The organism is Glutamicibacter endophyticus, from assembly GCF_048457885.1.
Taxonomy (GTDB): Bacteria; Actinomycetota; Actinomycetes; order Actinomycetales; family Micrococcaceae; genus Glutamicibacter; species Glutamicibacter endophyticus.
In genome coordinates, this window is sequence record NZ_CP174200.1 from 18,091 (window position 1) to 40,133 (window position 22,043).

The 22,043-nt window shown below is 60.1% G+C and carries 24 protein-coding genes, 1 tRNA gene and 1 riboswitch; of the genes, 14 read left to right on the forward strand and 11 right to left on the reverse strand.

Features of this window, described 5'->3' with window-relative positions; genetic code table 11:
* Window positions 1-457: 457 nt before the first annotated feature.
* On the reverse strand, window positions 458-1,093 hold the full coding sequence (locus ACJD00_RS00100) for a LysE/ArgO family amino acid transporter (RefSeq protein ID WP_418907954.1): 636 nt from the start codon (window positions 1,091-1,093) through the stop codon (window positions 458-460).
* A gap of 71 nt (window positions 1,094-1,164) precedes the next feature.
* Here ACJD00_RS00100 and ACJD00_RS00105 point away from each other — a divergent pair, with 71 nt between their 5' ends.
* Both ACJD00_RS00105 and ACJD00_RS00110 read left to right on the forward strand, forming a co-directional pair.
* The gene (locus ACJD00_RS00105; RefSeq protein ID WP_418907955.1) at window positions 1,165-2,061 is read left to right on the forward strand and encodes an ArgP/LysG family DNA-binding transcriptional regulator; all 897 of its coding nucleotides are present in this window, start codon (window positions 1,165-1,167) and stop codon (window positions 2,059-2,061) included.
* A riboswitch (guanidine-III (ykkC-III) riboswitch) is annotated at window positions 2,062-2,132 on the forward strand.
* 11 nt (window positions 2,133-2,143) lie between these two features.
* On the forward strand, window positions 2,144-2,461 hold the full coding sequence (locus ACJD00_RS00110; RefSeq protein ID WP_418907956.1) for a DMT family transporter: 318 nt from the start codon (window positions 2,144-2,146) through the stop codon (window positions 2,459-2,461).
* Window positions 2,462-2,473: 12 nt separating this feature from the next.
* Here the strand turns inward: ACJD00_RS00110 and ACJD00_RS00115 are convergent, their stop codons facing one another.
* Complete coding sequence (locus ACJD00_RS00115) at window positions 2,474-2,728, reverse strand: cell division protein CrgA (protein WP_309410315.1); 255 nt, start codon at window positions 2,726-2,728, stop codon at window positions 2,474-2,476.
* A gap of 216 nt (window positions 2,729-2,944) precedes the next feature.
* Between ACJD00_RS00115 and ACJD00_RS00120 the strand changes: the two genes are divergently transcribed.
* A complete protein-coding gene (locus ACJD00_RS00120; RefSeq protein WP_418907957.1) occupies window positions 2,945-3,679 on the forward strand; it encodes a class E sortase in 735 nt (244 codons plus the stop codon).
* A gap of 173 nt (window positions 3,680-3,852) precedes the next feature.
* On the forward strand, window positions 3,853-4,497 hold the full coding sequence (locus ACJD00_RS00125; RefSeq protein ID WP_418907958.1) for an anthranilate synthase component II: 645 nt from the start codon (window positions 3,853-3,855) through the stop codon (window positions 4,495-4,497).
* A gap of 21 nt (window positions 4,498-4,518) precedes the next feature.
* Here the strand turns inward: ACJD00_RS00125 and pknB are convergent, their stop codons facing one another.
* From pknB to ACJD00_RS00160, 7 genes are read right to left on the reverse strand one after another with little or no spacing between them, the layout of a single operon-like run.
* The gene (pknB, locus tag ACJD00_RS00130) at window positions 4,519-6,372 is read right to left on the reverse strand and encodes a Stk1 family PASTA domain-containing Ser/Thr kinase (protein WP_418907959.1); all 1,854 of its coding nucleotides are present in this window, start codon (window positions 6,370-6,372) and stop codon (window positions 4,519-4,521) included.
* Window positions 6,365-8,185, reverse strand: coding sequence for a protein kinase domain-containing protein (locus ACJD00_RS00135; protein WP_418907960.1), 1,821 nt, complete (start codon window positions 8,183-8,185; stop codon window positions 6,365-6,367). Before ACJD00_RS00135 ends, pknB begins: the two co-directional genes overlap by 8 nt.
* Window positions 8,182-9,633 carry a penicillin-binding transpeptidase domain-containing protein gene (locus ACJD00_RS00140; protein ID WP_418907961.1) on the reverse strand — a complete coding sequence of 484 codons (1,452 nt, stop codon included), beginning with the start codon at window positions 9,631-9,633 and terminating at the stop codon, window positions 8,182-8,184. Before ACJD00_RS00140 ends, ACJD00_RS00135 begins: the two co-directional genes overlap by 4 nt.
* Complete coding sequence (locus ACJD00_RS00145; RefSeq protein ID WP_418907962.1) at window positions 9,630-11,015, reverse strand: FtsW/RodA/SpoVE family cell cycle protein; 1,386 nt, start codon at window positions 11,013-11,015, stop codon at window positions 9,630-9,632. Before ACJD00_RS00145 ends, ACJD00_RS00140 begins: the two co-directional genes overlap by 4 nt.
* Window positions 11,012-12,412, reverse strand: coding sequence for a PP2C family protein-serine/threonine phosphatase (locus ACJD00_RS00150; protein WP_418907963.1), 1,401 nt, complete (start codon window positions 12,410-12,412; stop codon window positions 11,012-11,014). Before ACJD00_RS00150 ends, ACJD00_RS00145 begins: the two co-directional genes overlap by 4 nt.
* A 3-nt stretch (window positions 12,413-12,415) precedes the next feature.
* Window positions 12,416-12,895: an FHA domain-containing protein FhaB/FipA gene (locus ACJD00_RS00155; RefSeq protein WP_309410307.1), complete on the reverse strand. Its 480-nt coding sequence runs from the start codon at window positions 12,893-12,895 to the stop codon at window positions 12,416-12,418.
* Window positions 12,892-13,704, reverse strand: a complete 813-nt coding sequence (locus tag ACJD00_RS00160; RefSeq protein ID WP_418907964.1) for an FhaA domain-containing protein — start codon at window positions 13,702-13,704, stop codon at window positions 12,892-12,894. The genes ACJD00_RS00155 and ACJD00_RS00160 overlap by 4 nt, the downstream gene beginning before the upstream one ends.
* Before the next feature lie 282 nt (window positions 13,705-13,986).
* Here ACJD00_RS00160 and ACJD00_RS00165 point away from each other — a divergent pair.
* From ACJD00_RS00165 to ACJD00_RS00185, 5 genes are all read left to right on the forward strand, one after another.
* A tRNA-Leu gene (locus ACJD00_RS00165) sits at window positions 13,987-14,070 on the forward strand.
* Between the two features lie 197 nt (window positions 14,071-14,267).
* Window positions 14,268-14,657, forward strand: coding sequence for a hypothetical protein (locus ACJD00_RS00170; RefSeq protein WP_418907965.1), 390 nt, complete (start codon window positions 14,268-14,270; stop codon window positions 14,655-14,657).
* Between the two features lie 28 nt (window positions 14,658-14,685).
* Window positions 14,686-15,216 (forward strand): YdeI/OmpD-associated family protein, encoded by a 531-nt coding sequence (locus ACJD00_RS00175; protein WP_418907966.1) that lies wholly within the window; start codon window positions 14,686-14,688, stop codon window positions 15,214-15,216.
* A 61-nt stretch (window positions 15,217-15,277) separates the two neighbouring features.
* On the forward strand, window positions 15,278-15,634 hold the full coding sequence (locus ACJD00_RS00180; RefSeq protein WP_418907967.1) for an ArsR/SmtB family transcription factor: 357 nt from the start codon (window positions 15,278-15,280) through the stop codon (window positions 15,632-15,634).
* An 11-nt stretch (window positions 15,635-15,645) separates the two neighbouring features.
* A complete protein-coding gene (locus tag ACJD00_RS00185) occupies window positions 15,646-16,908 on the forward strand; it encodes an MFS transporter (protein WP_418907968.1) in 1,263 nt (420 codons plus the stop codon).
* Here the strand turns inward: ACJD00_RS00185 and ACJD00_RS00190 are convergent.
* Together ACJD00_RS00190 and ACJD00_RS00195 are read right to left on the reverse strand one after the other, a co-directional pair.
* Window positions 16,841-17,305 carry a GyrI-like domain-containing protein gene (locus tag ACJD00_RS00190; RefSeq protein ID WP_418907969.1) on the reverse strand — a complete coding sequence of 155 codons (465 nt, stop codon included), beginning with the start codon at window positions 17,303-17,305 and terminating at the stop codon, window positions 16,841-16,843. The two genes, ACJD00_RS00185 and ACJD00_RS00190, sit on opposite strands and share 68 nt — an antisense overlap.
* Before the next feature lie 87 nt (window positions 17,306-17,392).
* Complete coding sequence (locus ACJD00_RS00195) at window positions 17,393-18,433, reverse strand: LacI family DNA-binding transcriptional regulator (RefSeq protein WP_418907970.1); 1,041 nt, start codon at window positions 18,431-18,433, stop codon at window positions 17,393-17,395.
* Window positions 18,434-18,558: 125 nt separating this feature from the next.
* Between ACJD00_RS00195 and ACJD00_RS00200 the strand changes: the two genes are divergently transcribed.
* From ACJD00_RS00200 to ACJD00_RS00220, 5 genes are all read left to right on the forward strand, one after another.
* The gene (locus ACJD00_RS00200) at window positions 18,559-19,257 is read left to right on the forward strand and encodes a dienelactone hydrolase family protein (RefSeq protein WP_418907971.1); all 699 of its coding nucleotides are present in this window, start codon (window positions 18,559-18,561) and stop codon (window positions 19,255-19,257) included.
* Window positions 19,258-19,330: 73 nt separating this feature from the next.
* Complete coding sequence (locus tag ACJD00_RS00205) at window positions 19,331-19,762, forward strand: universal stress protein (RefSeq protein WP_418907972.1); 432 nt, start codon at window positions 19,331-19,333, stop codon at window positions 19,760-19,762.
* 79 nt (window positions 19,763-19,841) lie between these two features.
* A complete protein-coding gene (locus ACJD00_RS00210; RefSeq protein ID WP_418907973.1) occupies window positions 19,842-20,537 on the forward strand; it encodes a LysR family transcriptional regulator substrate-binding protein in 696 nt (231 codons plus the stop codon).
* Window positions 20,538-20,580: 43 nt separating this feature from the next.
* Window positions 20,581-21,369: an enoyl-CoA hydratase/isomerase family protein gene (locus ACJD00_RS00215; RefSeq protein ID WP_418907974.1), complete on the forward strand. Its 789-nt coding sequence runs from the start codon at window positions 20,581-20,583 to the stop codon at window positions 21,367-21,369.
* On the forward strand, window positions 21,366-22,040 hold the full coding sequence (locus ACJD00_RS00220; RefSeq protein WP_418907975.1) for an alpha/beta fold hydrolase: 675 nt from the start codon (window positions 21,366-21,368) through the stop codon (window positions 22,038-22,040). Before ACJD00_RS00215 ends, ACJD00_RS00220 begins: the two co-directional genes overlap by 4 nt.
* The last annotated feature ends 3 nt before the right edge of the window (window positions 22,041-22,043 follow it).

The following is a 22,043-nucleotide window of genomic DNA, read 5'->3' on the forward strand; positions in this document are numbered from 1 at the left end:
CGGTGGATATCCACACATGTTATCCACACTGTTAATAACTTATGCACCGACTGCATAAAGGGCGTGGATTGACTCAAGGTCGATCCACGCCCTTGTTTATGGGCATCGGTAGGCACGATATTGCATTTTGCACAGAGTTCCCCACAGTTGTGGATAACTTTTTAACAGGCCTTGTAGATAGTTGGATCTGCGAGTGAGTGGGATGGGCTAACTCGGTCTTCGAATAAACTTGCGAAAAGCGGTCGCCATCTGGCGGTTTGTGAACAAGTCGCGTTATCCACATCTACTATCCACAGTGTTAATAACTTACAAGTGTGTGATTCCAAGCGTGTAATTCCAGAATTGACCTGGGCATTCCGCTGAATCATCCTCATCGAGTGTCATTTACCCACAGCTGTGGATAGAGTTGTGAACAAGAATGCGGGCATTTGATGCACACCCCTGTGGAAACGCCTGTTTAAATGTGGATAGCTCGACCTTCTGTTATCAACGGGAGAAGCAGCAACACGGCAAAATAGCTCATCAACAACGCAATGAGCCCATCCAGAATGCGCCATGCCAGGGGCCTAGCAAAGACAGCGGATAGGTAGCGTGCCGCAAAACCCAAGGCACTAAACCAAAGGATGGAACCCAGAACGGCGCCAAGGCCAAAGGCCCATCGTCCGCTTTCTCCCTGCGCAGCTCCCAAAGAACCTAGAAGTAGAACGGTATCCAAGTAGACATGTGGATTTAGCCAGGTGAGTGCCAGCGTCGTCAGAACTACAGCCTTGCGCGAGGTTCCGCCCGATCCGGTCGACGCGTCGAGTGACCCCGGCGCTATGGCGCGACGCAGTGCGAGTACCGCGTAGCCGATAAGGAACGCTGCTCCCCCAAGGCGCGCAACGATAAGTGCCACGGGCGCGCGTTCGATGAGATATCCGATGCCGCTAATGCCGGCCGTGATCAAGACTGCATCTGACAGCGAGCAAATCAGCACGGTGGTCAACACATGCTCTTTGCGTATTCCTTGGCGTAGCACGAATGCGTTTTGTGCGCCGATGGCGATGATGAGACTTAGGCCGGTAGTGAGTCCAAGAAGGGCGGTATGAAGCATGGAATAAAGCTAGGTGGGCGCGCTCTATGGAGTCCAACTTAATATTCTTAGTCTCCATTAGAGTTCCTAATGTGAACGTAGATCTGGCCCAACTGCAGACCCTCTTGGCGATTGTCGATGCTGGCAGCTTCGATGATGCCGCGATTGATCTTGGCGTTACCGCTTCGGCAATATCGCAACGCATGAAATCTCTCGAATCGGCGGTCGGAGCAGTCCTATTGGTTCGTTCGCGACCGGTTACGCCCACGGAACATGGGCGACGTCTTCTGCGCTACGCGCGGCAAATTGCACTGTTGGGCGCCGAAGCCGAACGGGAACTTCGGGCCGATACGAAAGCCGCCGAGCGGATGAACCTGACCATTGGAGTCAACGCGGACTCGTTGGCGTATTGGTTTGCACCGGTATTCCGGGAGCTAGCCCGCTGGCCCGAGCTCTCCTGCGAATTCGTGCGAAGCGACGAGAATCTATCGTTGAGCCTGCTGCGATCTGGGCGGGCGAGCGGTGTGATCACCACCAGCGCAGAAGTAGCTCAAGGTTGCACGAGCACGCCCTTAGGAAACCTGCGCTACCACGCCGTTTGTTCAGAATCGATGTATCGGTCGGTATTCGAAACGGCAGACAAGAGCACGGCTTTAATCACCGCACCCATGGTGGCCTACGACCGGGATGACTCATTGCAGCATGTCTTCCGCGAAACGCTCACAGGGGAAACCTCGTCCCCGCCGAGCATCTCCTACATTCCGGAATCTGAACAATTTGCTGTAGCCATCGATGCCGGATTGGGCTGGGGGCTGGTTCCCGTCGCGCAGATGCGCTCGCTACCTCAACTACGCACTATCGATGCGAACTGGCACGTCGATGTTCCGCTGTACTGGCAACGCTGGTCAATACAGTCACCGGCCCTAGATCGACTGGGTGCAATTCTTGCCACAGCGGCCAGCGAATCGGGACTAACATTGCTATCCTGAAAATAGGTAGCGTACAAGACCTACCTCCGGACGAGGGAGCCGTACCCGGATCGCACGACAAGACGGCCAGAAGGAATCTGGCATGCATTGGATCGTGTTGATCATTTCAGGGCTATTCGAAGCCGTATGGGCCGTCGCACTTGGTCGTAGCGAAGGTTTCTCCCGCCTCGTACCAACGCTAGTTTTCGTCGGCGGAATGCTCGTCTCCATGGCGGGGCTCGCCTATGCAATGCGCGAAATCCCCACCGGTACCGCCTATGCGATATGGGTGGGGATCGGAGCGTCACTGACGGTTGTCTATTCGATTATCACCGGAGACGAGCCATTCTCCGTGCTCAAGATGGTGTTCATTCTCGGCCTGATTGGCTGTGTCATCGGTTTGAAGACGGTCAGCCACTAAACTTGACTGGCGCTATTTCCAGCCTGTTGTCATGAAGAACCCAACCATGGCAATACCGAAGCCGACGACAATGTTCCAACCTCCGATATTCGGGATCGGGAACAGCGTCTGTGAAACGTAGTAGACGATAATCCACAGCAGGCCCAGTAGCATCAAGCCAAACATGACCGGCTTGTACCAAACTGGCATGGGCTTATCGATGGCGTGGCTTCCCTGCTGCTGGGACTCGGACACCTTGTTCTTGCGACGTGACTTCGATTCAGGCACTGTTTTCTCCCTCGGCTTCGTCCAATAGCTGGAATCAACGGGAGACTGAAGGATCTTCCCGGTAACCTTATGTCAGGGATTAGACGTATTTCACGTTCTTATCCCGTGTTGTTTCCATTTTAGCCATAACGCCGCAGTGAGATGGGTACCCATGGAACCGCGCGCCGAAGGAGTAAATCCACCGTGAACCGAGTCGCAACTGCGCCTGGGCGCAGAATGACCAGGCAGAAACCGAGCGTCGGTAACCGGATTTTGGGCGTCTTGGGTGAAATCCTGATTACTCTCGGCATCCTGCTCATGCTCTATGTGGCGTGGGAACTGTGGTGGACGAACATCGACTCCGCTAATGCGCAAAAGCAGGTCACCCAAAACCTGGTGCAGAACATCGGTGACGTCAAAATCGGTGATGATACCGAGGAAGACATCGACTATGGCCCAGCGCCCGTCGCGGAAGTCAATCCGGGAGAAACCTTTGGCATCATGTACTTCCCGCGGTTTGGATCTAATGGCTCGCACCACCCGGTGACCTATGGTGTTGGGCGCGACGTCATCGACAACCTCGGTATTGGCTACTACCCGAGCACCCAGTTACCGGGTGAAAAGGGAAACTTTGCTGTGGCCGCTCATCGCCAGACGCACGGCCAGGTTTTCTGGGATATCGACAAGCTCCAGAAGGGCGACAAGATCTACCTGCAAACCAAGGAAGGCTATTACACCTACACCTGGTACGAGACAGAGATTGTTCAACCCTCCAACGGTGACGTGCTCCTACCGGTCCCTCACGAACCCGACGCGGAGCCGAAGCGTTCGATTCTGACGATGACCAGCTGTCACCCGCCTTTCACCACGCGGTTACGTATCATCGCCTACTCGGAATTGACGGACTGGCGGCCTCTTGAAGCCGGGCCACCCAAGGAAATTCGCGAGATGGTCAAGGACGCTACGAGCTAGGAGGCTTGAATGTACGCATGGATATTCCGGAATCTGCCCGGACCCATTTGGTTACGAATCATTGAAGCATTGATCTTGATCGCAGCGATCGTGCTATTACTGATGATGTATGTTTTCCCGTGGCTGAGTCAGTTCAGCCCGTTCACCGAATCAACGATTGGTCTCAACACACCGTGAGCACGTGCAAGATCCTCGTCATCGACAACTATGACAGTTTTGTCTATACCCTCGTTGGTTATCTGCAGGAGCTTGGCGCCGAAACCACGGTGATTCGCAACGATGCACTTAGCCTTGAAGCGGCTACTGAGCTCGCTCAGGGATTCGACGGGGTACTGGTCTCCCCCGGGCCTGGAGACCCGCAGGGGGCCGGCGTCAGCATTGGTTTGATTCATTGGTGTGGAGAGCACGCCAAGCCCATGCTCGGCGTCTGCCTAGGACACCAGGCGCTCGCCGAGGCTTACGGCGGAACGGTCACCCACGCCGAAGAGCTCATGCACGGCAAGACCTCATTGGTCAGTCATGAAGAGCATCCACTCTTTGCGAACGTCGCCAATCCTTTTACGGCGACGCGCTACCACTCGCTGGCTGCCGTGCGGGAGACCATCCCGGACGAGCTGGAGATCACCGCACAGACCGCTGGCGGCGTGATCATGGGGCTCGCACACCGAGAGAAGCCTCTATGGGGCGTGCAGTACCACCCAGAATCCGTACTTACCCAGGACGGTTACCTCATGCTGGGCAACTGGCTTGAATCGCTAGGGATGGGCGGCGCGGCCGCGCGTTCGGCCCGGCTCAGCCCGCTTTTCAGCGGCGAATAGCCACGCTCCCCGGCCGCGCTACTAGTTGGCGCGGCCAGGGGTCGTTGGGTTCAAAACCGGCGGCTTCGAGGAACCCTGGGGGCTTTCGGAAGGCTCATTAGGTTCTTTAGACTCTTCGGGCTCTTCGCTAGGCGTCGGTTCCTCGGGCGCTTTTGCCACGGTCAACGTAATTAGTTGACCCGGAGTGACTTCCTGCTTGGGCTCGGGATCCTGCTTGAAGACCTTTCCTTCGGTGTAATCCGATGTCTCTTCATCAATGAACTGGACCTTGAGGCCTAGCTCTTCGTCCGTGAGGGTCTTCTCGGCTTCTTCCTTCGACATCCCGGTTACGGAGGGGACGACTACCTTTCCGGTGGAAAGAACCAAGTCAACAGTGCTTCCAGCTTTCACGTTATCGCCGAGGTCCGGGGAGGTTGAAATGACCCATCCCTCCGGAATTGTGGCGCTGTGTTCGTGGGTTACCTCGCCCACTTCAAGCCCGACGTCCTGCAATGTCGCGCGAGCCGTTGCTTCGGAGGTATTGGCTAGAGATTGCGGAATGGTGCGCTGCTCAGAACCCTGAGAGATGAAGAGCTTAACGGTCGATTCCTTGGCGATACTTTCTCCGGCGCCGGGGTCGGTGCCGATGGCTTTGCCTTCTTCGACGTTATCGTCGAATTTAGGCTCGACATTCACGTTGAACGTGGCATCACGCAACAGGGTGGTCGCCGTGCCCTCGTCCATGTTCGTCACCTCGGGAACCGAAACAGGAGCTCGTCGCTCCTGATCGGCTTGGTACCACGTGTAGACGAAGTAGCTGGCGATGGCGACTGCCGCTACGGCAATGATGGAGAGCAGCCATAGCATCCCCGCATTTGTCCCCGTTTTCTGGGCTGCGGCGCGAGAATATTCCTGCGGGGCAAAGAGCGGGTGCTGGTCGGTCGCGGGGTGCTCTTCGCGTCGCGTGGGCGTTGAATCCTGGGCATAGATCGCCAGAGCAGGGATCGTTGCGTCAGACTCATCCTCGACGAAGGGAATGCCATTTTCGGCATCCCGTAGTGCCGTTGCGAACTGTCCGGCTGTGGCGAAACGTTGTTCACGATCCTTATTCAGCGCCTTGAGCAGTACAGCGTCAAAGAGGTCGGGCAGGGCGGAATCTACCTGGCTGGGAACCTCGGGTTCCTCACCGACGTGCTGGTAGGCCACGGATACCGGAGAGTCACCCATAAACGGTGGACGTCCGGTCAACAACTCATAGGCCAAGCATCCGGTTGAGTAGATGTCTGAGCGAGAGTCCACGGCTTCTCCGCGCGCCTGCTCGGGGGAGAAATACTGTGCGGTGCCCACTACCGCGGCTGTCTGTGTCATGGTGGCCGAGGCATCGACGGCTCGAGCGATGCCGAAGTCCATGAGCTTGACGTGGCCATCATTGGTGACCATCACGTTGGCCGGTTTAATGTCGCGGTGCACCACATTCTTCGCATGCGAATGATCCAGTGCGGCGCACACACCTGAGATAATCTCGATGCTGGTGCCTACATCCAGTCGTTCTTCGCGCACAATCTGGCGCAGCGAATGGCCCTCAACGTACTCCATGACGATATAGGGCAGCGGCTCCTGTCCCTGTTGCACGGGCAGATCGCCGGTGTCATAGACGGCCACGATATTCGGGTGGCTCAGTCCCGCGACGCTACGCGCTTCCCGACGGAAGCGATTGAGCACCATTGGGTCATTGGCTGTGTCCGCGCGCAGAAGCTTTACCGCTACCGGACGGTCCAGTACATGGTCGGTTGCAAGATAGACATCGGCCATGCCTCCCCTGCCGATTAGCGACAACATTTCATAACGGTCGCTAATCAGCGTGGGCACGCCCGGCGGAAGTTGCGTCTCATTCATCGCCCTGCGCCGTTTCCTTAGGGATGCTGGAGGTCGTCGGAGTACTCGATTCGGTAGGAGTTTGCGACGGCGTTGTTGGCTCCGGACCGTTGGATACGACGATATCTACCTCATCACCGGGTTCGAGCATGGCACCGGCATTTGGGCTTTGGCTGATGACCGAACCCTTAGCCACCGAATTCGAGTACTCGGTGTCGACATCGCCCAACTTAAATCCAGCCGATTTCAGCGTGGACTCGGCCTGGCTGCGGCTAGTTCCAGTCACCGACGGCACCGGCTGTTGTTCCGGAAGCTTGGTGTAGGTAACGGTCACCGTTGAACCTCGGGCGACATCGCCGTAAGGCTGGATGTCGGTTACCGTATCCGGAGCAACGTCGGGGTCTTCAACGACCTTCTCGGAAACGGTGAGTCCAAGGCCTTCCAACTGCCCGCGCACGTAGTCAAAGGATTGCCCCAAAAGTGCTTCGGGATTGACGTTTACCGTCGATTCGCTCTCGCTTGGCGACTCGCTGGTCGGGGTTTCCGACTCCGACTCGGACTCACTTGGGCTTGGCGATTCGCTCTCGCTTTCCGAGGGTGACTCGGACTCCGTGACCTGCGTAGTCTCCGAGTTGGACGGCGTTTCGTCAGGATCAGTTGCGCCGGTAAATTTCGGAATCAACCATGCGCCGAGGGCGACCAATAGCGCAATTGCAATGATCGCGATCAAGGGAATCAGCCACGGGTTGCGCTTTTCCTCTTCGTCCTCTGGATGATCGCTCCCATCGGCATCGAAGCCTCCGGGGGCTTCTGCGCCGCTCGAGCTAGCCGAGAAACTCTCGTCCGCCGGGGCCACCACGGTGGGCATGGCATTGGTCATCGGAGCCGAGGGGTTCGCCGTGGTGCGGGGTACGACCTGTGTGGCATCTGAATCATCAACATTCAGTGCCTGCGTGGCGGCATCCTGAACACCGGTGGCCAGCATGCCAGGAACGGCGATCACCGCAGTGTTCGTATCGCCGGCCCGCAGGGCGTCGGCGGCCTCGGCTAGTGCCGTGGCATCCTTGGGCCGGTCTGCGGCCTCCTTGGCCAGCATTGACATGATCAGCTGACGGACCGGGGCCGGCAGGCTTTCAGGTAGCGGCGGCGGTGCGTCGTTGACCTGAGCCAACGCAATAGCAATTTGAGACTCGCCGGTGAATGGGCGTCGTCCCGCAAGGCATTCGTAGCCGATAACGCCGAGGGCATAGATATCCGAGCTACCGGTTGCCTGCTGTCCGGTGGCCTGTTCCGGGGCTAGGTACTGGGCGGTGCCCATAACCTGTCCGGTAGCGGTCAGCGGGACCTGATCGGCGGCGCGGGCGATACCAAAATCGGTAATCTTCACGGTGCCCGAGGGCATCACCAAGATATTTCCCGGCTTCACGTCGCGGTGTACCAAGCCGTGGGCGTGGGCTGCGGCCAAGGCGCGAGCGGTTTGCGCAATGAGCGAGAGGGTGCGGTCGACGTCGAGCTTGCGTTCCCGCTCGATGATGCTGGACAGCGGCTGGCCGGGGACCAGCTCCATGACGAGGTAGGCAGAGCCGCCCTCTTCGCCGTAGTCGAAGACGCCGGCAATGCCGGGGTGGTTCAGCAGCGCGGTATGGCGCGCTTCGACGCGGAAGCGTTTGAGGAAGGCTTCGTTGTTGGTGTATTCCTCTTTGAGGATTTTGATGGCCACGAGACGACCAAGTACTTGGTCGCGGGCCTTCCAAACTTCGCCCATGCCGCCGATCGCGATGCGTTCGGTCAGCTTGTAGCGACCTCCCATGGTGGTACCGATTACTGGCCTCACTGGGTGAACACCGCCTTCGTCATTTCTTTCATAAGTGCTCCGGCCAGATTATGGCCCTTGTCGTAGGGAACGCGTTCTACATTTACGGTGATGGCGTACTGTGGGTCGTCCCCTGGTGCGAAACCGGTGATCCACGAATTAACGAGGCCGGTATTGCCGATCTGTGCCGTTCCGGTCTTAACCCGCAGATCTACCCCAGGAACTCGAGTATTCATTGCGGTTCCAGATTCCACTGGCCCCTTCATCAGTTCGGCAACCTGTGCGGCCACCTCAGGCGTAGTCGCGGTCGAGAATGCCTTCGGTTTCGGCTCATCGACGATCCGTAGGTCCGGGGCGATCACCTTTTTGATCAGGTTCGGTTGCATGATCACACCCTTGTTCGCAATACCCATGGCGACCATGTTCATCTGTAGTGGTGTGGCCTTAGTATCAAACTGACCGATGACCGCCATTGCCAATTGCGAAGGTTCCATATCACGTGGGAATTCCGATGGAGTCACGCGCAATGGGATATTAAGCTGTTGTCCGAAACCGAAACGCTCGGTCACGTCTACGAAGGCACCCTCGCCAAGATCCTGGCTCATATTCACGAACGGTGTATTGCAACTTTGAGTGAAGATGAACTCCAAGGTGGCGTTCGGGCGGTTGGAACAAATGCCCGCGTCGAAGTTACCCAATTGCGTGTTGGTGCCGGGCAATTTGATCTTCGATGGGTTCTCAAGTTTGGTGTCTTTGTTGTACTTTCCAGACTCGATGCCCGCCACGGTGTCTAGGATCTTGAATGAAGAACCGGGGGACACAAGATCGTTGATCGCCGGGTTTCGATAAACGCTGAGACCCTTGGTCGCGTTGATCTTCTTCAGGTTATCGGCAGCCTTCTTCGTGGAGTGGACGGCCAATTGATTCGGATCGTAGCTGGGCTTGCTCACCATGGTCTTGATGGCGCCAGTCTTTACGTCGGTGACGACGATCGTTGCCTTGGTTCCATCATTAGGGATTAAGTCGTAGGCAGTCTGTTGCAGCTTTCCATCGATGGTCAGTTCAACCGAGGCACCTTCGGATTCTTGGCCGGTGAACATGGCCGCCAGACGGTCGAAGAGCAAGTCGGAACTTGAACCGGTGAGCCATCCGTTGAGTTGCGACTCGAGGTGCGTGCTCCCGTTGGCCAGCGAATAGAACCCGGTCAGGTGCGCATACACCTCTGGGTTGTTGTACTTGCGCTGGTAGGTGAACTGGCCCTCGTCGGTGGCGACCGATTCGGCAATCGACTTACCGTCGACCAGAATCGCCCCACGCGGCAAATCGAACTCACGGTACAACTGCCGTTTGTTCATCGGGTTGTCGGCAAGGGTCTGCGAGGCAAAGAACTGAATATAGGTGAGTCCGCCGATGCAGATGAGGAACAGGGCGGTTAGCGCGATCCATACGCGTCGAATTGCGTGATTCATGAGGATTTCACCGCCTTATGAGTAGCTGAGGGAGTGGCAACGACATCGGTTGGGGTTGCTGTCTCGTCCATTGGGCGTCGAGCGTTGTGGGAGATCAGCAGGAGTATGACCACGATGATCCAGTTCGCCAGCAGGGACGAACCACCGGCTGCCATAAAGGGCGTGGCGAGACCCGTGAGAGGGATCAGTCGGGTGACTCCTCCGATAATGACCACGCATTGCAGTGCCAAGGTCACCGACAGGCCGGTTGCCAGTAGCTTTCCAAAGGCGTCGCGTGAACCTAGCGCGGTACGCAGCCCACGGCTGATCAACAGCATGAACAGCAACACGATGGCGACAACACCGATCAGCCCAATTTCTTCACCAAACGAAGCAATGATCATGTCGGAGTTGGCCAGTGGTACCCGGTAGGGGGAACCAGCGCCCAAGCCGGTGCCAAAGAGTCCACCATCGGCCATGCCGAACAGTCCCTCGACGATCTGCATACTGCCGCCCGAGGCCTGATACACCTCGGGGTCAAACGCGTTGAGCCAGGTGTTCAGGCGGCGGGTTACGTGACCCATGGTCGACCCGGCGAAAACGCCGCCAACGACCACCAAGAGGAAGCCGATCAGCACCCATGAAATTCGGGCAGTTGCCACGTAAACCATGACGATGAACATGCCGAAGAACAGGATCGAGGATCCGAGGTCACGTTGGACCACGAGCACGCCTATAGACATGAGCCAGGCCAACACCATGGGGGCCATATCGCGCATACGTGGCAGCTGGAGCGGTCCGACCTTGCGCCCGGCCATGAGGATCAAGTCGCGATTCGACGAGAGGTAGGCGGCAAAGAAGATCGCCAAGGTAATCTTGGCCAGCTCGCCTGGCTGCATCGAGTAGCTACCTACGTGGATCCAAATGCGCGCACCGTTGATCGTGACGCCCAGCCCGGGAATCATCGGCAGAACGAGCAGAATCAAAGATGCCGCAAGCGATATGTAGGTGAATCGTCGCAGGGTTCTGTGATCCCGAATTATCCACAGAGCCACCGCCGCGACGAGCACGGCAATGACCGTCCAAAGCAGCTGACGGCTCGCTTGGTCGGTAGATTTTGCCATGTCAATTCGGTAAATCATGGCCAAGCCCAGGGCATTGAGGGCCACCGTGATCGGAAGTATTACCGGATCGGCATATTTGGCGAAGATGCGCAGGAGCACGTGAATAATCAGCCCCAGAACGCCTAGGACGCCGATCTGCTTCACGATCACCATCACGTCGGTGGCCTCTGTGGTGACGCCGACCAGATAGAAGGCCGAGGCACCTACGGCGAGGGCCAAGAGCAACAGGAGCAGTTCGAGATTACGGCGTGAAACCGGTGCCGTTTGCACTTCGGTCATCGCAGAATCTCCTTGCAGTAGTCTGGCAGGTCTCGTTGCTCATTTTCCTTGTCGTCGTCGCCGGGAGCCTGCACGGGGCAGTTCTGCTTGGCGGTGACCAGAAGTTCTTGAACCATCGCCCGGGCGTGGTCCAGATCGTTGGCATGAATGCTCGATTGCACACGCTGGCGTGAATATTCCGGTAACGCATCCAGCGGCACATTACTGACCGAGTCGACCTCGGAGAGTGAAATCGGCCCCAGCTCTTGCGGAACGCCCTTGAATATCGCGACCCTGTTATCCACCGACCCTACGTAGTACTGGGTTTGTGTCCACAGGTAGCCCCACGCACCCACGACCACGATCAAAATCGTCATCATGGTCAACAGGGCGGAGAGGAACCAGCGGCGACGTGGCCGCTCCGGTTCCACGGCCGGATCGAGGATCTCGCTGGCCTCGGGGGAGCGGTGGGTCAGAAGGGCCGCCGCGCGGCGTTCGCCCGTGCTCTGCGTGACCACCGGTATTTGCCCGGTTTGTGTGGCCAGCTGGGCGGCACCAACCAGTAGATGCGGGCGCTGTGAAATCTCATGGCGCAGCAAGACCGCGCTGGCTTCAACATCGCCTTCGGCGGCAATGGTCAGCTGTTCGGTATTCGGCGCCGGCTCATAGGGGTCGGTGACATCTGCGTTTACGTCATCGGATTCGACAACCTCGAAAATCACCACGGTGACGTTATCGGGCGCACCGTTTTGCAAGGTGGTCGCGACCAGGTCATTGACCGCTTGATCCAGGTCCTTGGTCCCGCGCAGGGCCTGTTCGATAACCGGATCCGGGACAACGTCGGTCAAACCATCGGAGCAGAGCAACCAGCGTTCTCCGGGTGCTGCCTCATGTTGCTGGATATCAAGTTCGGGAGAGGCATCGGAATCGCCGAGAACGCGTAGGAGCACGTTCTTATGCGGGTGGCTTTCGGCGTCGGTAGGGGAGATGCGCCCCTCTTCGACGAGTCGCTGCACGAAGGTGTGATCCTTCGAGACTTGCTCAAAGACCCCGTCCTTGAGCCGGTAGGCCCGAGAGTCGCCAATATGGGCCATGTACAGCGTGCTGCCGGAGAGCAAAAGCGAGGTGACGGTGGTGCCCATGCCCGAAAGCTTCGGATTGGAGGCGACAAGCTCATTGAGCACAAGATTGGCCGCCTGAATTTCATCGGGCAACGCATTTTCCGGCTCGGGGGTATGCGGGTTATCCAGATGGATTAGATCGAGGACGGTCGAGGCACTGGCGACGTCGCCGCCAACATGACCACCCATGCCATCTGCCAGCACGGCGAGATTCTGCCCAACATAGGCAGAATCGTCATTCTTTTTTCGGACCCGTCCAACATCAGACTTGGCCGCGAATTCAAGCTTTAGAGCCATAGGCTAGGCCTTCAATTCCAGAACGGTCTTCCCGATGCGAATTCGCTGACCGGGTTCGACAGCCTGCGCCCGAGTCAATTGCGTATCGCCCACAAAGGTGCCATTGGTGGACCCGAGATCCTCGATAAACCAGCGTGAACCCTGCGGGAAGAGTCGGGCGTGTCGGCCCGAGGCATAGTCGTCTTCCAAGACGACGGTGGCGTCCTGGGCCCGTCCGAAAAGGATCGGCTGGCCCTGGAGCTCAATAACGCGTCCGGCCAGTGGGCCGTCGGTGATTTCCAACGTGCTGGCGGCCTTGCGCGAGGTTGGCTCCGGCTCGGCCAGCTCGGGATGCTTGCGAAGCGTGCGGGCACTGGGGGTGCCAGTGCGGGCTTTGCGACCGATCGAGAGGTCAAGGCGCATTGAACCTACGATGCCAAGCACCAGTAGCCAAATCAAGGCCAAGAACGCGAGCCGGAAGATGTTTAGTACTAGGTCGTTCATGCAGCACCTCCCTGCTTGGGGGTGATTAATCTGAAGATGATTTTGGTTTGCCCGATGGTGATCACCGTGCCGTCAAAGATTTGCGTGGCTGAGGAGATCTTCTTGCCGTCGATGTAGGTGCCATTGGTTGAACCCAGATCGGTGGCGGTGAATTCCTCGTTGGCGTGCGTTTCGATGCGCACATGCTGGCGTGAGACGCCCGCATCGTCCACGGGGATGTCGCTGCTATTCGAACGTCCCAGCACGATCGAGTGGTGGTGTACCGCGTAGCGTTCACCGGCGACTTCTACGATGGCTTGTTTAGCGACCGGGGCTGCCGGGGGATGCGGCACCGGCCGCGGCTGAGCGACGGTCTGTGTCGCCGGATGAGCCGATGGTTGCGGTGCTGGCTTGGCGGCCGGGCGCGGTGCCGGAGCTGGGTTGGCCGCAGGTTTCGCGGCGTCCTGGAAGTCTGCGGAGATTTCTCGTTCACCCGGGCGCAACTCGTCGTCGAGCGTGAAACGAATACGCACCTCGCCCTGAAGGTTGTAGCCCTGGCTCGAGGCGTGGTCGGCGGTCACCGTCGCGATTTCCTGAACGATAACCGAGCTCCAGCTCTTGGCCGTGTCAAAGTCGCGTTGGTTCAACGCCACGGTGAACGAGTTCGGTGCCAGGCTTCGGCCCTCGCTAATTGCGAGGATCGAACGATCCATCTGGTTGCGTAGCGCGGTGGTGAGCTCGACCGGCTTGATTTCGGCGGTGCTGTTGCCACGGAAGAAGCCGGTGACGACCTTTTCGAGACCACGTTCGACGTTGTCGAAAAAACCCATAGCGCGTGCTCCTTCCCTTGGTGGTTATGCCCGATACATTGCAATGAAATCCGCACCCAAACGGTGTCGGGTACGGAAGCTCAAAGTCGATCTTACTGTCACCAGCTGTGGAATCACCGGAAATAGGTGGCCGCAGAGGGTGCCAGAAAGGCAACGATTTGGACTCAAAACTGGTTCCGTTGGTGTTTGTCGTCACAACCATCCCATTCGATTAGGCGATCGCAAAAAGTGTGTGTAAGCTATTTCTTGTTGCCGCGAGAGTGGTGACCAAAAAATGAATATGCGCGAGTGGCGGAATTGGTAGACGCGCTGGCTTCAGGTGCCAGTGATCGCAAGGTCGTGGGGGTTCAAGTCCCCCCTCGCGCACAAAACAAAAATGGCCCTTGACCGGGAGAAGATCTCTGGTCAAGGGTCATTTTCGTATTTCTGGGCGTCGTATGAACCCCGGACGACGCATACTCCTTATATATAGGAACAGTTGCCACTCGCGGCACACCGGCCGAAGGCCCTGTGCTTGGCCAACGCCCCAGCGTAGGATCGCCGTGTTAAGGAGTGTGGACGATATGCAGGTCATAACCCCCGGCGGTTGCGGGAATTCTCCGCGATCGCAGTTAACGGTTGAACTTTTTGAGCAGTGGGTGCTGGGAAACGTGGCTCCATGGTTGCCGTGGCTCGCCAAGGACTTCGAGTGGTGGCGCGCGGGAGAGGGGATCGCGCAGGGTCCCGAGAGCGTCACGCGAATGTTTCCGGGATTCGAAGCGGAACATGCCGAAATTAGTTCGGTGATCACCCACGGTCGTTTCGCCTCCTGTGACGGATTCCTCCTCGGTGCGGGGGTGCGTCTGGATTTTAGTCATGTTCTTCGCTTCACCGGGGCCGGTAAGACTGCAAACATCGCCCAGGTGCGAAGCTATCTCATTGAATCGAGTGCCGAACGACCGGCGCCTCGCTAGCCGTGGGTGCTGCCGCTAGGATGCCCCTATGGCAGTCGAATCACATAGCTTTGAGCTCCACGGAACCGTTGACGAGGTCGCGGGCCGTGCGATTATCCGTTTTGACGAAGTGTCCAGCGCGAAATTGCCAAGTCGAGGGCAGGTGGCGGTGGATACCGAGATCAAGGGCGAACCGACGACCCTGGTGATCGAACCGGATGGGCGTCGCGGGCACTGGTTGCCGGTCCCTGCGGCGTTGCGCGGGTCGGTGAAATCCGGCGATTCCGTGTCTTTGCCGGCGTCGGTAAGCAAGGTCTGGCCCGAGGTGGAGGTGCCGGAGGATCTCTCCGATGCGTTGAAGCAGGCCGACGATCTAGCGGAGACCTGGACTTCGCTGACACCCATGGCGCGTTGGGAATGGGTGCGCTGGGTTGGCGCGACGAAGAACGAGCAAACGCGCGAGCGCCGCGTCGAAGTCAGCATTTCGAAACTACGCGATGGCAAGCGACGCCCCTGCTGCTTTGATCTGTCGTCGTGCACCGATCCCGAAGTGGCCAAGAGCGGAAAACTCATCGAGTAGCCACCGCTGGGTGCGCGAAAGTCTCCTGACCTTCGAGAATCTTTAATGTTAGTCTGTGCGCATGGATGCACATAACAAGCGATGCGGACTGGATCCCGAGTCCGAATACATCGAACTCGCGGCCGAGGTCATGGGCATACTCTCCGATGCCACGCGCATCAGAATCATCCTTGCGTTGCGCAAGGCCGGGGAACTCTCGGTCAACGCCCTGGCCGAAATCGTCGAGAAAAAGCGCGCCGGGGTGTCCCAACACCTAGCGCGCCTGCGCATGGCGCGCATGGTCACCACACGACAGGAGGGCACCAGTGTGCTCTACCGGCTCACCGATGAGCATGCCGCCAAGCTGGTCATTGAGGCGGTAAAACAGGCCGAGCACGCGGTGGCCAATGGCCAGGCGCCGCCACACCACCACGCCTGAGGGTGATCACGATGTTGCGCGTTCTCAGTAACCGGCAGTACGCAAAGCTTTTCACGGCCCAAATCGTCGCCCTGCTAGGTACCGGCCTACTGACCGTGGCCCTAGGGCTTCTGGCCTACGACCTGGCCGGCGCCCAGGCCGGGTCGGTGCTCGGCGTGGCCCTGAGCATTAAGATGCTCGCCTACGTGTTCTGTGCTCCGCTCATCGCAGCCTGGATCGCCCGCTTACCGCGCAAGGCGGTCATGATTACCGCGGATCTGCTGCGGGCCGCTGTGGCGCTCTGCCTGCCCTTCGTGGGTGAGGTGTGGCAGATCTACGTGCTGATCTTTGTCCTGCAAAGCGCATCGGCCACCTTTACCCCGACCTTTCAGGCCCTGATACCGTCTATCCTGCCCGAAGAGCAGGACTACACACGGGCGCTGTCGCTTTCGCGCTTGGCCTACGATCTCGAGGCGCTACTAAGCCCGTTGCTCGCCGCCGCGCTGCTGTCGGTGCTCAGTTACAGCAACCTATTTCTGGGGACCGTTGCCGGGTTCCTGCTTTCGGCGATCCTCGTGACCGCCACCAACTTCCCGCTCCAGCCTGCTACGCCGCCCGGCGGATTTGTGCACCGGCTGACCCGCGGAATTCACCGCTTCGGGCGCAGCAAGGAACTGCGCGGACTTCTCGGCCTTAATCTAACCGTCGCCGCGGCCTCCTCCATGGTGCTGATCAACACCGTGGTACTGGTGCGCGGCAACCTAGCGCTGGGGCAGGTGGAAGTCGCACTGCTACTGGGTGCCTATGGTGCGGGTTCCATGTGCGTCGCCTTGAGCATGCCCGGATTGTTGGGGAGGTTCACGGACCGGCGGGTCATGCTGCTCTGTGCCGGCGCGCTTCCGGTGCTGCTGCTCGCCGCGGCCACCGTGATCGGTTGGGGCCGAGGCAGCGAGCAGTGGCTCATTCTCGTCGTGCTCTGGGTTTTGTTCGGGGCGGCAACCTCTGGTGTGTTGACCCCGTCGGCTCGGCTCTTGCGCCGCAATGCCTCAAGCGATGAACACCCAGCGGTGTTCGCGGCGCAGTTTTCGCTGTCCCATGCGTGTTTCTTGCTGTGCTATCCACTGGCCGGGGTGCTGGGAGCACGCATCGGGTTGCCGCGGATCGCGCTGGTACTGGCGGTGTGTGCGCTAGTCGGGGTCGGATTTACGATTTTCGCCTGGGCGCCGCTTAGTCGATCGCGACCGCCAGTAGCGTCTGATTCAACGCAGGGTCTGCGTCCGGGTGAGGCTCGGTAAGATACTGCTCCCAAGCGAGCCCCGAGGGCGTGAGCGAGCGCTCGCCGATCCACCGATAGAGGTATCCGTAGGCATCGGCCAGCTGCGAATAGTCCCCGGTGACCAGCAGCGTCGCGGTGCGGCCGGCCGGGAGGGTTTCACCGATGACCTCGCCGGTGGCGGCAAACGGGTCGGCCACCGGAATGGCGGCCGAAAGGTCGAGTAGTTCCCCGGGTTCCCCGTGCGTAATTCCCATGGGTGCCGCCGAAGGGCTTACTCCCGCTGCGGCAAGGGTGCGCGAAATCAACGGGTAGGCCCGATCGTAAAAGGCGGGAATGTTGGCTAGGGCCACCGTATCGCGCACCGCAGCGGTGTGGATCGCGGGTCGTTGGATAATCTCTGGATCGGCGTAGGACATTATCATTCGCCTTCCGGGCGCGGGGCTTGTGCACGTCAGTATAGTTTCGTGCGGCCTTCGGCGCACCCCTAAGGCAGGCGAGGCCTACTAGTCCACGGCGCTTGAGCCACGTACGACCAGGCGGCTTGGCCAGATTAGCTGGCGTTGCTCGATGTTCGTATCGCTTAGCAGGTTGCGCAGCATCGTTGCCGCCTGCACGCCCACTGCATCCGCGGCAAGGTTGATACTGGTCAACCCGGGGTTCATTGACGCGGAGAACGGTAGATCGTCGAAGCCCGTCACCGCTAGGTCGCGCGGAACCTCTAATCCGGCGGCGCGCGCCTCCTGCAAGACACCATAGGCCTGGGTATCCGTAGCGCAGACCACCGCGCTGGCCTGTGCCGCGTGCATTTGTGGCCAGGCGGCAGTAAAACTAGCGCCCGCGGCAGCAATGTCGATGGTGGTGGCCACGGGCAGATGCTGCAGCACCGTCATCCCTAGGCTTGTCGCGGCGGCCATGAAGGCCTCGCGGCGCACGCGCAGCGTTGCGGTGCCCGTGGCGGCATCGAGGTAGGCAATGGTGCGGTGGCCGCGGGAGTGCAGATGCTCGGCAATGAGCCGGGCGCCCTGGCTCACGTCGAAATTCACCGCCGGCACCGTCTCGGGCGCATCGGGGGCATCGACGGCCACCACGGGTACATGCGCGGGTACGCCAGCTAAGAATTCGGGGTCCGGGGCATGGAGGATCAGTCCGGCCGGACGCTGGCCAAAGAGGCGTGAAACCTCGGTGAGGCTCGGGCGTTGCCCGGGATCGCTGACCGAGAGCAACAGGTGGTAATCCGTGGCCAACACCTGACGCACCCCGGAGATGAGCTGGGCGAAGAACGGGTTTGAGATATCCGGGGCCACCAGAATGATGGTGGAGCTCACGCCGCGGGCCAACGAGCTACCCACCGAATCCAAAACGTAGCCGAGCCGATCGATGGCCTCGCGGACGCGCTGTTCATTGGCGGCCGAGACTCGTCCGGCCGTTTTGCCGTTGACCACCAGTGACACCGTCGCGGTGGAAACCCCGGCCTCGGCCGCAACCATGGCGGCGGTCACCCGCCGGGTCGGCGAGTCGCTGCGCGGGTGTGGTGCGTTGCTCATGCCATTCATCCTAGCGAAGGGTGGCCGCGATAAATTCGCCCGGATGTGACTGCAATCAATGACGAAATCACCGCCATGTGCCTACACTGAGAGCGCAGTTAATCGTTACCTGAATAGGGAAGTCAATGGCTGAAAAAACCCCGCACCAGAATGTCTCTTTCGCCTCCGGTGAGCAGAGCGCTCACGGCTATTTAGCGATCCCGGAATCGGGTCGTGGACCGGGGGTCATTGTCGTCCAGGAATGGTGGGGCCTGACCGACCACATCCGCGACGTGGCCGATCGCCTGGCCGCCGAAGGCTTTGTGGCGCTGGCCCCGGACCTGTTCGGCGGATGGATCACCCACGACGGCGATGAAGCGGCCGAAATGATGTCCAAGCTTCCCGAAGCAACCGGCGCCCGGCTCTTAGCCGGTGCCGTGGACTACCTCTTGGGGCGCGAGGAAGTGACAAGTCAGCGCGTGGGCGCCATCGGCTTCTGCATGGGCGGCGGCTTTGTGCTGAACCTCGCCGCGCAGCAAGGGGAGCGCATCAGCGCTGCGGTGCCCTTCTACGGTGTGGGTCAGGGTGTGCCGGAGGATTACAGCGGGGTGCGCGCCGCGGTGCAGGGCCACTACGCCAACTTCGATGACTTCTACCCGGTGGAGCAGGCCAAGGCGCAGGAGCAGCAGATCCGGGAGCAGTCCGGCGCCGAGGTGCAGTTCTACTACTACGACGCCGCGCACGCCTTCCACAATGACGAAAACCCGGCCGGCAATTACAACGCCGAACTCGCCGCGCAGGCTTGGGGGAGAGCGGTCGCTTTCCTGCGCGAGCACGCAAACTAACACAAACTGTGACCTCGGTCACCAATGGATGTAAGCTACCAAACGAACTCACTACTGACATAGAGGAGAAAACATGTCTGAAACCATCATCGTTGGAGTCGACGGTTCGGAAACCGCACAGCGCGCCGCCCTTCGTGCCGCTAGCCTGGCCGTGAAGTTGGAGGCCGAGCTGGTCGTCGTGACCGCTCATGCTTCGGATAACACCGAGGTTGTCTCCATCGGTTCCGACACCTGGATCTTGGACGACGCCGAGCAGGCTCGCAAGCTGGCTCAGCGCGTGGCCAACGACGTCAAGGAGAAGGTGGCTGGCGTGAACATCACCGCAGCTGCCGGTCACGGCAAGCCGGGCGATGTGCTGATCTCCGAGGCCGAGAGCCGCAACGCCTCGATGCTCGTCGTCGGCAACGTTGGCATGAAGGGTCTGGGCCGCGTGCTCGGCTCGGTTGCCTCCTCGGTGGCACACTCCGCCCCGTGCGATGTGCTGGTTGTGAAGACCGACAAGTAGGCCCCGGCGGCCTATCAGGGCACCGCTTCCCCTCGGGAGGCGGTGCCCTGTTGTATCCGTGGGCGCGTAGGCTTAACGCGTGCTGCGAATTTTCTACACCGCCGGGGTCACCCCGGGTAAATGGTTGACCCGGTTTGCCGAACGCTATCCGCAGATCGAACTGCATGCCGAACGCTACGACGCGGACAATATCCTCGGCCTGCTCGGCGATGACCTGGCCGACGCGGTGTTCCTGCGCTTTGCCCCTGGCCAGTCGCCCAAGGACGACACCCGGCATGTCATTCCGCTCTATGAAGAGCTCGAGGTGGTCTGCGCCGCACGCGATCACGACGTGGAGTATTACGACGAAAGCATCCCCGTCGCGGAACTCGAACAATACCCTCAACTGGATTTGGCGGACTTCCCGCCGGAGGCCGGGGGAGTGGACGCGGCCATGGAGCTGGTAGCCACCGGCGCCTTCATTGCGCGCATGCCGATGAGCCTGGCTCGCCTCTTTGGCCGCAAGGATGTGATTTCCCGCGAAATTGCGGGCGGGGAGCCGAGCATGATCGGCATCTGCTGGCCGGTGGACTCCCCGGTGGCCGAAGCCCTCGAAGAGTTCATTGGCGTGGTGCGTGGGCGCGGGGCGAGTTCCTCGCGGCAGGCCTCGGTGCGCCAGGCGCAGCAACAGCAGTCCAAGCCCGCCGCGCGCCCGGCCAAACGCGGCGGTGGACCCGCCCGCGGCGGCACCCAACGGCCGCGGCGCCAAGGCAAGGGGCCGAAGAAACGCCGCTAAGCCACGACAGTGGCCCGGGCCACAGTCGTGAGAAAGTGGGAGCATGGAGCACTTTGAGACCCTGACCCTAGAGACCCGCGAGAACGCCCTGATCGTCACCATCGATCGGCCCGAATCGCTCAACGCGCTAGCCCTCGAGGTCGTTGCGGACCTTGAACGACTGGTGAACTGGCTGAGCGATAGTGGCTTTAGCTACCGCGGCGTCGTCCTGACCGGCGCCGGCAGCAAGGCCTTTGTGGCCGGTGCCAACATCGTGCAGATGAATGAGATGAGCCCCGAGGAGGCCCAGGCCTACGGGCAGCGCATGCACGCGGTCACCCTGGCCCTCGAAGAACTGCAGATCCCGGTGATCGCCGCGGTCAATGGTTTCGCCCTCGGCGGTGGCTGCGAATTGGCGCTGGCCTGCGACTTCATCTACGCCGCCCAGAACTCCAGCTTTGGGCAGCCGGAGGTCAACCTGGGCCTGGTGCCCGGCTTTGGCGGATCGGTGCGTCTGCCGCGCCGAATTGGCGCCGGGATGGCCCGCGAATTGATCTTCACCGGCCGCCGCATCGACGCCGCCGAGGCACTTCGCATCGGACTGGTCAACCGCGTCGTCCCGGCCGAAGAACTGCTCGATAACGCGGTGCAGACCATCAACGACATCGCCAAGGTGGCGCCTACCGCGGTGGCCAACGCGAAACGGGCCATGGTGCGCATGGAGGGCCAGGACACCGCCGCGGCGCTCCAGATCGAGGCCGAATCCTTCCGTGAGGCTTTCACCACCGCCGATTCGGTGGAGGGACGTGCCGCCTTCGTGCAGAAGCGCACCGCACAATTCGAAGGCAAATGATCGTGCACTACGGGGAACACCCCGACCAGCAGCTGCAGTACTTCGCCCCGGCACTCCCTTCCCTGCCCGGGGCCGCCCTGATCATTCACGGCGGCTACTGGCGGCAGAAGTACACCGCCGAGCTTGGCGTCCCGCTGGCCAAGGACCTGGCTGCCCGCGGCGTGCCGGCCTACAACCTCGAGTATCGGCGGGGACCCGGTAGCGCACAGCTGATGCTGGACGACGCCCGGGCGGCGCTGGCGTTGATCGAGCAGCCGGGACCGATCAGCGTCATCGGCCACTCCGCCGGTGGCCAGCTGGCCTGCCTGCTGGCCGCCCATGAGCCGCGCGTCAGCCAGGTTATCTCGCAGGCCGGGGTGCTGGATCTGAGGCTGGCCCGCGAGCTGGGGCTAAGCCACGATGCGGTCAACGAGCTGCTCGGCCCGTTGGATCTGGCGCCCTACGACCCGGTGCAATTATGGCCCGTCGCGGCCCGTGTCATACTCTTTCATGGACGCACCGATCAGGATGTTCCGGCGCAGCTACTGAGCAGCGCCGTAACCCGTGCCCAGGCCGTCGGCCAGGAGCACCGGTGGGAAATGTTTGAGGGGGACCACTACACGTGGATCGACCCGACGAGTGCGCAATGGGCCGCCTGCGTACGCGAGGTGGTCAGTTTGCATGGGGGATAGAGG